The organism is Gammaproteobacteria bacterium, assembly GCA_016705365.1.
Taxonomy (GTDB): Bacteria; Pseudomonadota; Gammaproteobacteria; order Pseudomonadales; family UBA5518; genus UBA5518.
In genome coordinates this window covers 1,762,545-1,775,355 of the sequence record JADIYI010000008.1, presented here as the reverse complement: position 1 = coordinate 1,775,355, position 12,811 = coordinate 1,762,545, and the positions used below count along the sequence as shown (strand labels likewise).

Below are 12,811 nucleotides of genomic sequence, written 5' to 3'. Positions count from 1 at the left end.
GGGCTCTCTAAGCTTTCTGCCGCGATCCGCATACCCACACCGGAGACCCGCCACGATGCCGTCCTTTACCACGCTCGAATTCAGCCGCGACCAGGGTGTTGCGCATATCACGCTCAACCGCCCCGACGCCGCCAACGGCCTCGACCTGACGCTGGCGCAGGAGCTGCTGCAGGTAGCGATCGAATGCCGCGCCGATCCCGACGTGCGCGCGGTACTGCTCGACGCCAGCGGCCGCATGTTCTGCGCCGGCGGCGACCTCAAGAGTTTCGTGACCCACCAGGCACGATTGCAGGCTTACGTGAAGGAGCTGACGACCTACCTGCACGCCGCGATCGCGAACTTCGCCCGCATGCGCGCGCCGCTGATCGTCGCGGTGCAGGGAGCGGCGGCAGGCGCCGGCTTCAGCATCGCCTGTTGCGCCGACCTCGTGCTCGCCGCGCGTTCCGCCAGGTTCACGATGGCCTACACCGGCGCCGGACTGGTGCCCGATGGCAGCAGCAGCTTTTTTCTGCCGCGCATCGTTGGATTGCGCCGCGCCCAGGAGCTGATGCTGACCAATCGCCGGCTGAGTGCCGACGAAGCGCTCGACTGGGGCATCGTGACGCGCGTGGTCGATGACGAAGCACTCGCCGCCGCGGCCGGCGATCTCGCGCGCCAGATCGCGGCCGGACCCACGGGCGCCTACGCCGCGGTAAAGAAATTGCTTGCGGGAACGTTCGAATGCCCGCTCGAGACCCAGATGGAGCAAGAGTCGATGGCGATCGCCGAGGCGGCAATTTCCGCCGACGGACTCGAGGGCGTCGCCGCGTTCTTCGCCCGCCGCCCGCCCGTGTTCAGCGGGCGCTGACCCCTTCGCGTTTTGCTTTCTTCATCCTGAACCCGGCAACAGCCGCGAGACGCAAGGCGCTTGCTGCGCAGTTCACCAGATCCGATCGCACCGCATCGAGACGCAAGGCGCTTGCTGCGTAGCGAACATAAAGGACCAGCGCCGAGCGAGGACCGGAGACTGCGCAGCAGGCTCCGGGCGGAGAGAGGGCAGCCCGGAGGGCCGCCAGTCCCGTGAGCGGAGCAGCAAGCGCCTTGCGTCGGGCCGTCAATCCGTTAATGGGAGTAGCAAGCGTTTTGGGTCTGGCCGCTCGAAAAAATAAATCTGTCCCCTTTTAGGTGGCGGCACGGCTCACGACCCGTCCCTCCGCGTCGGCACGGAACAGCGCATCGTTGTAGTGACAACCCGCGGGTATCCAATCGAAGGTCTTCGGTGTCGCAAACTTGTAGTACAGCGCCCGGCGACCGGCATCGGCCGAGGTGGGCGGAGGCGTGGTGTGCATCGTGTCGCCGTAGTGGAGCGTCAAGTCACCGGGCTCGGTGTCGAGCGCCACGACGGGCATGTCTCCCTCCTCGCCCCATCCGATCCAGTGCTTCGTGTAGCGATGCGAACCGGCGAGCACGAGGACCTGGCCGTTCGCGGCATTGGCGTGGTCGAGCTGGATTCCCGCCTGGATGAGCGGACACATGACGGGATGCCCGCCGAGGCCATCGTCGACGTGCCAACCCAGATCGCCCTGACCCTTCACCACGTTTGCGTTCTTGATGAACACCATCGGACCGTCGAGGCGGTCGTCGCATACGCGCATGCCGGGGTGAGCCAGTCGAGCGAAGCGCAACAGGCGAGAGTCGTCGCACAGCGCCCGCAGCGCGGCTGAATGTCGACCGAGATAATTGATGCGCGTCACCACCTCGCGACCTGCGCTGTTGACGGACCACCACGAGAAGGGGTCGCCGGGCGTGGTTGCAGCCCTGGCGCTCTCGACCTCGGCACCATGGCGCTCGACCTCCGCCCGACCGAAGACTGCCTTGAGGTGCAGGTAGACCGCGGTCTCGAGGAAATGGCGCATCTCCTCAATGTCGTCCGCCACGGAGAAGCTGCGGCGCAGCTCGAGCGGCTTGCCGGATCGATCCAGCAACGTGTGCCGCACCTCGGCGGTGTAGATCTCGCGCCCGGAGCAGAGCGACTGGATCGCCGGCTCCCAACGCTTCCATCCGCAGAGCTCGCCGCGGACCAGCGTTGCCCGGCCGGTCATCACCGCACCCGAGGCCGTCAGCAGTTCATGGATGAACTCCGAGAAGGTGCGCTCGGAGAGGGCCACCACCGTGGCCGCGCCAGCATCCCCTTCGACGACTCGCACACCGTCGTCCGACGCGATCCAGCTAAAGGTCGTGGCGTCGTCCGAGCGGAACGCGAGCGAGGATGCACCGCGGAGATCGGTTCGCACGAGATGCCCGTTGCGGGCGATGAGCGCGGGCAATCGGGTGCGATGAAACTCCGCGAACGAGTAGGGCTCAAAGGCCCGCGTGATCGCCTCGACCCACGGCAAAGCAGAACCAATGGAATCTGTCGACATTTTCTTTCTCCTCCGAGTAATCCGCCCTTACCAGCAGCAGTGCTCCGTACGCTCGATGATGCTGTCCTGTCCGTGGCAGGAGCACTCGCTCCACGGTGAAATCCTCACCGATCTGGCTCAGCGGCTACGGAAAACACGCCTCGACTCGCGGCGCACCGGATGTGGGAACATCCATTGTCATGCTGATTGTCATACTTCCGCTCTCTGGTTAATTGTGTTACTATGCAACATGACTGTGTTTCACTAAAATTGTAGCGAGGGCTTATGTCGTCCGTCAAGGAGATCCAATCCGTCCGCAATGCGTGTGCGCTCGTCGAAGCCCTCGCCCGGCGCCATCCCTTGGGGGTGAGCGAACTCGCCCGCATCACCGGGATCGACAAGAGCGCGGCCCATCGTCTCGCCGTTACGCTGCACCGGGCCGGATGGCTCGACAAGACGAGCGACGGTCGCTGGCAGATCTCGACCATGCTCGGGCGCTTCGCGCGTCGTGCGGCGGTCGTCGCCTTCACGGCGGCGATGCGCCCGCGCATGGAAGCGCTGCGGGATCGAACCGGCGAAACCGTGCTGCTCGTCGCGCTCGACCACGCGCAGGTGGTCGTGCAAGAGGTGGTCGAGAGCGGACATGCGCTGCGCGTCAGCGCACCCGTCGGATCCGATACCCCGCTCGCGCGCGGCACCGCCCTGCGCGCGATCGCCGCGCACCTTCCGCCCGAAGAGCTCGCCGCGCTCCGCCAAGCTCATCCCGGTCTCGACACCGATCCGAATCTGGCGGCCGTGCGTCGGTGCGGGTGGACCACGAACGACGGCGAGACCGTCGAGGGCGCCCGCGTGGTCGCCGCTCCGATCCTCGCCATCGACGGCTATCCCCTCGCCGCGCTCCTCCTTTGCGGCCCCAACAGCCGGATCACCACCACGCGCACGAAGGAATACGGCGAGCTCGTCGCGACCGCCGCTCGCGCCAGCGCCGCGTCGTAGCCCGCCGGCGCTCTGGATTGAATTCACCCGATGCGCTGCTGACCGATACGGGCTACTACAGAGAAGACACCGTCGATGCGTGTTGCACGTCGAAGATCGAACCGCTGATCACCGTGGGCAAAGAAACTCATCATGAGACCTGGAAGACCTGATTCGGCGAGCCGGCACCGCTGGTTGCGGATACCGCGCGCGTGGAGACGATGAGGCACCGTCTCAAGACGCGCGCCGGGAAGAAGGAATACGCACTCACCCCCGAAACCGCGCCCGCCACGAGACGCAAGGCGCTTGCTGCCCACCTCACCTGACCCGATCGCACCGCATCGAGACGCAAGGTGCTTGCTGCGCAGATCGCGCAACCGGAGCACACCACATCGAGACGCAAGGCGCTTGCTGCGTAGCGAACATAAAGGACCAGCGCCGAGGGAGGACCGGAGACTGCGCAGCAGGCTCCGGGCGGAGAGAGGGCAGCCCGGAGGGCCGCCAGTCCAGTGAGCGGAGCAGCAAGTGCCTTGCGTCGGGGCAAAGACAATTGAACAGAGCAGCAAGCGCCTTGCGTCGGGCCGCTCGAAAAAATAAATCTGTCCCCTTTTAGGTCAGCCGGCTGGTCCCGTAAAAGCGCGTCAACACCCGCGCCAGGCCGTACAGATCGTTGCAGCCTGCCAGTTCGCGCGGCGAATGCATGGCAAACGTCGGCACGCCTACATCGATGGTGCGCACCCCGGTGTTGGCCGCGATCAACGGGCCGATGGTGCTGCCGCAACCCATGTCGCTGCGTACCGAGAAACTCTGCACCGGTACGCCTTCCGCCTCGCACAGCCAGCGGAACAACGCCGCCGTCTCGCTGCTGGTCGCGTAGCGCTGGCTGGTGTTGACCTTTATCACCGGCCCCGCATTCAGCAGCGGCCCGTGATTGGCATCGTGCTTGTCGGCGAAATTGGGATGGATGCCATGGGCATTGTCGGCCGAAACCAGCATCGAACCGGCGATGGCGCGCTCGCGCGCCTCGCGATCGGGCAGCATCCGCGCCAGCAGGGAACTCAGCATCGGACCACGCGCACCGATCGCGGAGGTGCTGCCCACCTCCTCGTGATCGCTGCACACCAGCACCGCGCTCGAATCGCCATCGCTCTCGCCGAGCGCAATCGCACCGGCATAGCAGCTCAGCAGGTTGTCGAGCCGCGCACCGGCAATGAATTCGCGATGCAGTCCGACCAGCGCCGGCGGCTGCGTATCGTAAAGGGAAAGTTCGAAATCGAGCACCCGCTCGGCCCCGCAAGCGGGGTGTTCGGCCAGCAGCCGGTCACGCAGTATCACGGGAAAGTCGCGCGGCTCGCTGCCATCGAGCGCCAACAGCGCGGGCAGGTGGTTCTGGGCGTTGACCGCGCGCCCGCCATTGGCCTCGCGATCGAGGTGTATCGCCAGGTTGGGAATTATCGCCACCGGATCGCGGAAATCGATCAGCGTATGGGAAACGCCCGACGCGGTTGCGAAACTGACACGGCCCGCGATCGACAGGTCGCGATCGAACCAGGGGTTGAGCAACGCGCCGCCATAGACCTCGACCGCGAGCTGCAGGAATCCGTGACGGCGCAATTCCGGTTGCGGTTTCAGCTTCAGACAGGGGCTGTCCGTGTGCGCGCCGACCAGGCGCAGACCGGCCTCTTCCGGCGCGCCACGTCCGCGCACGAACGCAATCAGCGAGGAACCGTTGCGCCGCACGAAATAGCGACCGCCACTCTCGATATGCCAGGCATCGGCTTCGCGCAGTTCGCGGAATCCGCGCGCCTCCAGCAGCAGAGCGAGGTTGCCCGCGGCGTGGTAGGGCGTCGGCGAGCGGCGCAGAAAGGCCAGCAGGCCGGCGCCGAATTGTTCCTGGGTCATGTTCATCACTTGCTCTCCCTGCCATCCGCTGCGGTGCACTCCAGTCGCGCCAGCAGGCTCGAGGTATCCCAGCGCCCGCCACCCAGCGCCTGAACCTCGGCATAAAACTGATCCACCAGCGCCGTCAACGGCAGGCTGGCCCCGTTGTTGCGCGCTTCCTCGAGCACCATCCCCAGGTCCTTGCGCATCCAGTCGACCGCGAAGCCGTGACGGTACTCGCCGGCCAGCATCGTGTGGTGGCGATTCTCCATCTGCCAGGACTGCGCGGCACCCGCGGAAATCACCTCGATCACGGCCTGCATGTCGAGACCGGCGGCGCGCCCGAAGTGCAGACCTTCCGCAAGCCCTTGCACCACGCCCGCGATGCAGATCTGGTTGACCATCTTGGCGAGCTGCCCGGCACCCGCCGCGCCGATCAGGCGCGCGCGGCGCGCATAGGCACCGAGCATCGGCTCGATCCTGGCAAAATTTTCCGCACTGCCTCCGGCCATCACCGTGAGGATGCCTTTGCGTGCACCGGCCTCGCCACCGGATACCGGCGCATCGACAAAGCCGATCGAGTACTGCGCAGCCGCGCGCTCGAGCTCGCGGGCGAGACCCGCGGAGGCCGTGGTGTGATCGACCAGCACCGCGCCGGGCTCCATCGCGGCGAGCAGGCCGTTTTCTCCGAGCACCACCTCGCGCACGCTCTGGTCATTGCCGAGACAGCAGAACACCGCGTGCGCACCGGGCGTGGCCCGCGCCGCAGCCGTGCTCGCTTCGCCACCGTATTCGGCGACCCAGCGCCGTGACTTGGCGGGGTCGCGATTGAACACCACGACCTGGTAACCGGCGCGCGCCAGGTGACCGGCCATCGGGTATCCCATGACTCCCAGGCCGATAAACGCCACGCGTGTCATGTGCTTCATCCTGCGGGGAAAAACGGGAGGGCGGATCGGCGCTCGCGCAACGCGCGCCGATCAGACATAGACATCGATGCCGGCAATCCCGTTATCGAGTGCATCGACAGCGCTGTTGCGCTGCACGTAGAGGTAGGTGCCCACCGCCGAACTGCCCGGCCCCTGCAGGGCTTCGATCACCGCCGTCGCCTGCAGGCGCGCGCTGCGCGGAGCGGCGCCCGAACGCACCGGAACCGCCTCGTACTGCGCGTCCTCGATGCGCGTATCGCGGCTCCGCGATTGCGCGAAACCGCGGCGCGCAAGTAGCGCATCGGTACCGGCTACGCCGGAGGGAATCTTCATCGTGGGTCTGCCTGTACGCCTGTCACGCCCGGGACGGGGTGCAGTATACCAAAGCAGCGGCGCCGAAAATCAGCCCGCCACCGATGCCCCGCGACTTCAGCGTCGCGGCTGCTCGGCGCTCTTCTTCCATACCGACACGCCGCGCAGGTAAACCGGCTCCGCCTGCGCCGGATCGAGCCAGTCTCGTGGGTCGATATCCGCCGCCAGGCGCAGCACGTGGCGTGCATGGGCCGCCGCATCGACCACCACAGGCGCATCCGCCGCCAGCAGTTGCGGATAGATACTCCATGCATCTCCGGCCAGCGCCGTCGTGCGCGGATCGCAGCCGCCCAGCACATCGAATGCCGCGACGCGCCACACGCCTTCCTTCACTCGCGCACAAACGCCGCGCGGACCGCGATCGTAAACCGCCGCGTACAGTTCGCCCATGTGCGCATCGACCGCCGCCACGATCGTTTCCATCGCCGGAGTTTGCGCAAGTGCTTCATGCGCACCGGTGGCCAGCGCATCGAGAGAGGAAACCGGGATGACCGGGAGCTCGCTGCCGAATGCGAGTCCCTGCACGGTGCTCGCGGCAATGCGCAGCCCGGTAAACGAACCCGGTCCGCGCCCGAACGCGATGGCATCGAGTTCGCGCAGCGACCAGCCGCAGCGCGCCAGCAGTTGCGCCACCATCGGCAGGATCAACGCATGGTGTTCGCGCGGGCGCACGAGGTTCGACTCCTCGACGAAGCTGCCATCGCCGATCGCGACCGAACACAGCGTACCCGAGGTTTCCATGGCAAGAATGCGCGGCATGGATTACACGATCATTGCGGGAAGGTAGTGCAGGACAACATCGTGCCCTGAAAGCGAAAGGCCCGCCATCCCGGATGAGCGGGATGGCGGGCCTTGACCCGGAGCGAACCGGGTGAGTTGATCAGGATGACGCAGCAGGTGCCGCAGCCGTCTTGCGTGCCCGGCGCGCCGCAGGCTTGCGCTTGGCGGTAGCCTTCTTCTTGACCGCTTTCAGTTTCGTGACGTGACGCTTCTTCACTGCCACGAGACGCTTGGAGTTGGCTTTCTTGCGCTCCTTCAGCCACTTGTCCTCGAACCGGGCGATCGCCTTGCGCAGATCCGCCTTGGCACGCTTCTCGAGTGCATTGGCCATCTGCTTGAGCTGCTTCTCGGCATCCTGCTCGAGCTTCATGATCCGCTCGCCAATCGTCAGGCGTGGTTTTTTCTTCACGGCGCGCGCCTTTTTTGCCGCCGGTTTTTTCGCGGCGACTTTTTTCACCGCGGCTTTCTTCGCTGCCGGCTTTTTCGCCGCTGCTTTCCTGGCAATTGCCATCATTAGTCTCCTTTGTTAATCGGGATCGAGATCGTGGTGGTCAACATCAACGTACTGCAAACCCGCATGCAAAATAGCACTTCGCCTATGCCGCTTCAACATGAAGCGCGGATACACGCAAAAATTAATTGATCTGGAGCAGCGATATCATGGTGCGTCGACGATACATCCGCTGTGATCGATCAGTTGTCGCAGCATGCGCAGATGATCGTCGCGATCGTTGAGGCAGGCGATGAAGCGGTACTGTGTTCCGCCGTTGCCGATGAAAACCGCGCGGTTCTCCACCGCCATTTCCTCCAGCGTCTCGAGACAATCGGCCGCGAACGCCGGACAGATCACATCGACCGAGTGCGTGCCGTCGCGCGCGAGTGCCGCCAGCGTTTCGCTCGTATACGGCTGCAACCAGCGCGCGCGTCCGAAGCGTGACTGGTAGGCGAGCGACCAGGCATCCGGCGCCAGCCCGAGCGCAGCTGCCAGCAACGCGGCAGTGCGCTCGCACTGCCGTGCATAGGGATCGCCCTTGCGAACATTTGCCTCGGGAATACCGTGAAACGACATCAGCAGGCGTTGTGCGCGACCGTGCATCTGCCAGTGATCACGCACACTGGCGGCCAGCGCGCCGATATACGCGGGACTGTCGTGATAGTCACGCACCAGATGCAGATGGGGCAGCAGGCGCTCCCCGATCATGAAATGACACAGCTGATCGAACACCGCCGCGGTAGTCGTGGCTGAATACTGCGGGTAGAGGGGCAGCACGCAGATGCGCTCGACGCCACGCCGCAGGCACTCGCGCACCACCTCATCGATGCGCGGACCCTGGTAGCTCATCGCGAGACGTACCCACGGAGCGCGCGACCCGAACTCGGCACTCAGCAGGCGTTGCAGACCCTCGCGCTGGCGTTCGCTGATCGCCCGCAACGGCGAATCCTGCTCCCAGATCGATTGGTAGGCGTGGGCGACGCGACGTGCGCGCAGCGGAATGACGATACCGCGAAGAATCGGCTGCCACAACAGCCGCGGTAATTCCACGACGCGCCGGTCGGAGAGAAATTCGGCGAGAAAGCGCGCTACCGCCCGTGGCGTGGCTGCGCGTGGCGTGCCGAGATTGACCAGGATGACCGCGCTCGGCGGCTGCCAGTCGGGATCGGCCATGGCATCGCGCGCATCAGTCGCCAAGCGCGGCCAGTATCCGTGCGCGGATCTCCTCGACGCTGCCCACACCCTCGATCCGGTGATACGCGGTACCGTTGGCCTGCTCCGAGCGGTAATAGCCGACCAGCCGCGCGGTCTGGTCGTGATAGACGGCGATCCGTTCACGGACGGTTTCCTCGCGATCGTCCTCGCGCTGCACCAGTTCCTCGCCGCTGACGTCATCACGCCCCGCCTGCCGCGGCGGATTGTGCTCGAGGTGGTATACGCGCCCCGATGCCGGGTGCACGCGACGCCCGGTGAGGCGCCCGATGATGACCGCGTCAGGTACGTCGATCTCTACCACGTGATCGATCTTCACGGCGGCGCGCTTCAGCGCCTCGGCCTGGGGAATGGTGCGCGGAAAGCCGTCGAACAGGAAGCCGTTGCGGCAATCCTCGCGCTGGATGCGATCCTTGACCAGCGCAATGATGATGTCGTCGGAAACCAGCTGACCGCTGGCCATGATTTCCTTCACCTGCGCACCCAGCGCGCTGCCTTCCTTGACCGCCGCCCGCAGCATGTCGCCGGTCGAAACCTGCGGCACCCCGTAATGCTTCATGATGAATTGTGCCTGGGTCCCTTTACCGGCGCCCGGAGCGCCCAAAAGAATCACGCGCATGCATAGTCTCCCGACAGGATCACGCGCTGCGCGGGCGCGATCTGGTGTGTGGCAACAGCCGAAACTGCGCGAACATTACACAGGAGCCTGCCCGATAACAAGCTCGGAGGCGCCGGTCTCAGCCCTGGCGACAGCGCGTCTTTGCCTCTTCCCACAGCCTGTCGAGCGTCTGCGCATCGCAATCCCCGACGCGCTGGCCATGCTCCGCGAGCGCGCTTTCGATGGCGCGAAAGCGCCGCTCGAACTTGTTGTTCGCCCCGCGCAGGGCGATCTCCGCATCGAGCCCGAGATGGCGCGCGAGGTTGACGCAACAGAACAGCAGGTCGCCGAGTTCCTCTTCGCGCTCGGCCGCCGCGCCATGCTCCATCGCCGCGCGCAACTCGCCGAGTTCCTCCTCGAGTTTTCTGATCACACCGGCGCTGTCGGGCCAGTCGAAACCGCCGCGCGCGGCACGGCGCTGCAGTTTCCCGGCCCGCTGCAGTGCCGGCAACGCCGCCGGCACATCATCGAGCAGGCCATCGAGCTTGCGCTCGCGCCGGTCGCCCTCCTTGATGCTCTCCCAGCGCTCGCGGATGGCGCGGGTGTCAGGCGCCGGGCCGGGCGGGCGCCGGCTCCCGAGCGTGCCGTCGGGAAACACGTGCGGGTGCCGGCGCAGCAGTTTCGCGACGATGCCGTGCGTCACATCGTCGAAATCGAATTCGCCGCGCTCGGCGGCGATCTGGGCCTGGAACACCGCCTGGAACAGGTAGTCGCCGAGCTCGTCGCAAACCTGCGTGCTGTCGCCCCGTTCCAGCGCATCGGCCAGTTCGTAGACCTCCTCGAGCGTGTGCGGGAGCAGGCTTTGCCGATCCTGGCGCAGGTCCCAGGGGCAGCCCGTCTCCGGATCGCGCAATCGCCGCATCAGTTCGCGCAATTCCGCCATTGCGTACCGGTTCATGATTCTCCCTCGCCTCATTCCGTATGGCGGCGCGCCGCAAACACCCCGCTCAGACGCGCCAGCTTTTCCAGGATGCGCCCGAGCGCCTCCAGCGAAGCCACTTCAACCGTCAGGCGCACGGTAGCGATGTAGCGTACACGATCGACCACGGTGCCGAGATCGAGCACGTTGACGCGTTCGTTGCCAAGCAGCGTGACGATATCCTTGAGCAGACCGGGGCGGTCGTGGGCACGTACCACCAGGTCCACGGCGTGACTGCGCGGCTGTTCCCGCTGCCAATTGACCTCGATCATGCGCGCCGGATTGGCTCCGGCCAGCGACAACAGCTTGGCGCATTCGCGCCGGTGCACGCTCACGCCATGTCCCGCGGTCACGTAGCCGGCTATCGGATCGCCCGGCAGCGGTTTGCAACAGCGGGCGAAATGGGTCAGTACATTGCCGATCCCGGCAACGGCGACCATTCCCGCCGATGGCTTGCGCCGCGCTGCGCGCGCCACGGTTGCGGGTGCCGGCAAATCACTCGCGGGTGCCAGCGCCGACAGCAGCTGCGCATTGCCGATATCGCCCGCACCGAGCGCCGCGTGCATGTCATCGACGACCGGGAAGCCGAGATCGGCCGCAAGCTTCGCCACCGGCGGTGGCGCGAGCGACATGCGCCGCAGCTCGCGCTCGAGCACAACCCGGCCGGCGGCGATCAGCTGCTCGCGGTTCTCGTGCCGGAACCAATGGCGGATCTTGCTGCGCGCGCGCGCGGTGTGCACGAAATCATTGCCCTGGCGCAGCCAGTCCCGATTCGGTGCCGGGCTCTTGCCACGGATGATCTCGACGCGCTCCCCGGTTTGCAGCGCATGGGCAAGGCTCACGATGCGCCCGTCGACCTTGGCGCCACGGCAATGGTGTCCGAGCCCGGTGTGCACGTGGTAGGCGAAGTCCACCGGTGTGGCACCGCGTGGCAGATCCACCACATGCCCCTCCGGGGTCAGCACATAGACGCGCTCCGCCCGGACTTCGCGCCGCAGATGCTCGGAAAGCAATTCACCGGCATCCAGCTCCTCGCCCCAGCCAAGCACCTGGCGCAGCCAGCCAATCTTCTCGTCGTAGCCGTCGCCCGGCTGCGCCCCGGTCTCGGGACTCTTGTACTGCCAATGCGCGCAGATGCCGAATTCCGCCTCCTGGTGCATCGTCGGCGTGCGTATCTGCACTTCCAGCACCTTGCCGCCGTCGCCGATCACCGCGGTATGCAGCGAGCGGTACCCATTGGCCTTGGGGTTGGCGATATAGTCGTCGAACTCGCCCGGCAGGTTGCGCCACAGGCCGTGCGTCACGCCGAGCGTCGCATAGCAATCCGCCACGCTCCCGACCAGCACCCGCAGCGCGCGTACATCATAGACTTCGGACAACTCGATGCCCTTGCGCTGCATCTTGCCCCAGATACTGTAGAGGTGCTTTGGCCGCCCCGATATTTCGGCCTGCAGGCCGGCGGCGGACAGGGCCCGCTGGAGGCGTTCGGCGGCTGCCGCGATGAAGTGTTCACGATCGCGGCGCTTCTCGTCCAGCAGGGCCGCAATCCCGCGGTAATCCGCCGGATGCAGATGGCGAAACGCGAGGTCCTCGAGCTCCCATTTCAATTGGCCCACGCCGAGGCGATGGGCGAGCGGCGCGTAGATATCCATCGCCTCGCGCGCGACGCGCAGCGCGGTCGCGCCATCGCCAGTCGCGCCCAGCGCGCGCAGACCCTGCACCCGCTCGGCCAGCTTGACCAGCGCGACCCGCGGATCGTCGATCATCGAGACCAGCATCCGGCGCAGACTTTCGCCGTGGTGCTGGCGATTCGCGAAACCTGCGCCGCTGGCATTGGCCGTCACCGCGTGCAACGCGTCCATGCGTTGCACGCCGGACAGGATCGCGGCGACCTCGGTGCCCCACGCAAGCGCTATCTCCTCGAGCGCAATGCGTCCCTGCAACAGCGGCACCACCAGCATGCCCGCAAGCAGCGCCGCGGCATCGAGACCGAGCGCCGCGAGGATTTCCACGATATCGAGCGCGGTAGCCAGCGCCCGTGCGCCAGCAGCGTCCGGGGCGTCGGCATGGGCGGCACGCACCCGCTCGAGCGCCGTGGCGAGGCGCTCCTTGCCCGGCAAATCCGCCACGCCCGGAATCCTCTCCAGCAGGGCGCACGCATCCCGCACCGGAGCCGCCTCCAGCGAATGTGCCTTGCGGATACTGACCACC

Annotated in this window: 12 protein-coding genes; 2 read left to right on the top strand and 10 right to left on the bottom strand. The window is 66.1% G+C overall.

What is annotated here, in order from left to right:
• The first annotated feature begins 55 nt into the window (after window positions 1-55).
• Window positions 56-847 carry an enoyl-CoA hydratase/isomerase family protein gene (locus IPF49_15745; GenBank protein ID MBK6289055.1) on the top strand — a complete coding sequence of 264 codons (792 nt, stop codon included), beginning with the start codon at window positions 56-58 and terminating at the stop codon, window positions 845-847.
• Between the two features lie 313 nt (window positions 848-1,160).
• Here IPF49_15745 and IPF49_15740 read toward each other — a convergent pair whose 3' ends face one another.
• Window positions 1,161-2,402, bottom strand: a complete 1,242-nt coding sequence (locus IPF49_15740) for a phytanoyl-CoA dioxygenase family protein (GenBank protein MBK6289054.1) — start codon at window positions 2,400-2,402, stop codon at window positions 1,161-1,163.
• Window positions 2,403-2,666: 264 nt separating this feature from the next.
• On the opposite strand from IPF49_15740, the gene IPF49_15735 reads away from it, so the two are divergent.
• Window positions 2,667-3,377 carry a helix-turn-helix domain-containing protein gene (locus tag IPF49_15735; protein MBK6289053.1) on the top strand — a complete coding sequence of 237 codons (711 nt, stop codon included), beginning with the start codon at window positions 2,667-2,669 and terminating at the stop codon, window positions 3,375-3,377.
• Window positions 3,378-3,965: 588 nt separating this feature from the next.
• On the opposite strand, the gene IPF49_15730 is transcribed toward IPF49_15735, so the two are convergent.
• The 9 genes from IPF49_15730 to IPF49_15690 all read right to left on the bottom strand — a co-directional run bounded on the left by IPF49_15730 (window position 3,966) and on the right by IPF49_15690 (window position 12,810).
• Entirely contained in the window at window positions 3,966-5,258 is a 1,293-nt protein-coding gene (locus tag IPF49_15730) for a M18 family aminopeptidase (protein ID MBK6289052.1), read from the bottom strand.
• Between the two features lie 5 nt (window positions 5,259-5,263).
• Window positions 5,264-6,157, bottom strand: coding sequence for an NAD(P)-dependent oxidoreductase (locus IPF49_15725; GenBank protein ID MBK6289051.1), 894 nt, complete (start codon window positions 6,155-6,157; stop codon window positions 5,264-5,266).
• Between the two features lie 60 nt (window positions 6,158-6,217).
• The gene (locus IPF49_15720; GenBank protein MBK6289050.1) at window positions 6,218-6,499 is read right to left on the bottom strand and encodes a hypothetical protein; all 282 of its coding nucleotides are present in this window, start codon (window positions 6,497-6,499) and stop codon (window positions 6,218-6,220) included.
• Between the two features lie 96 nt (window positions 6,500-6,595).
• Window positions 6,596-7,297, bottom strand: coding sequence for a tRNA (adenosine(37)-N6)-threonylcarbamoyltransferase complex dimerization subunit type 1 TsaB (gene tsaB / locus IPF49_15715; protein MBK6289049.1), 702 nt, complete (start codon window positions 7,295-7,297; stop codon window positions 6,596-6,598).
• A gap of 121 nt (window positions 7,298-7,418) precedes the next feature.
• Window positions 7,419-7,832, bottom strand: a complete 414-nt coding sequence (locus tag IPF49_15710) for a hypothetical protein (protein MBK6289048.1) — start codon at window positions 7,830-7,832, stop codon at window positions 7,419-7,421.
• 144 nt (window positions 7,833-7,976) lie between these two features.
• On the bottom strand, window positions 7,977-8,984 hold the full coding sequence (locus IPF49_15705; GenBank protein ID MBK6289047.1) for a ferrochelatase: 1,008 nt from the start codon (window positions 8,982-8,984) through the stop codon (window positions 7,977-7,979).
• 13 nt (window positions 8,985-8,997) lie between these two features.
• On the bottom strand, window positions 8,998-9,642 hold the full coding sequence (gene adk / locus IPF49_15700; GenBank protein MBK6289046.1) for an adenylate kinase: 645 nt from the start codon (window positions 9,640-9,642) through the stop codon (window positions 8,998-9,000).
• 118 nt (window positions 9,643-9,760) lie between these two features.
• Entirely contained in the window at window positions 9,761-10,579 is an 819-nt protein-coding gene (gene mazG, locus IPF49_15695) for a nucleoside triphosphate pyrophosphohydrolase (protein MBK6289045.1), read from the bottom strand.
• A gap of 14 nt (window positions 10,580-10,593) precedes the next feature.
• Window positions 10,594-12,810: a bifunctional (p)ppGpp synthetase/guanosine-3',5'-bis(diphosphate) 3'-pyrophosphohydrolase gene (locus tag IPF49_15690; GenBank protein ID MBK6289044.1), complete on the bottom strand. Its 2,217-nt coding sequence runs from the start codon at window positions 12,808-12,810 to the stop codon at window positions 10,594-10,596.
• Window position 12,811 lies beyond the last annotated feature (1 nt).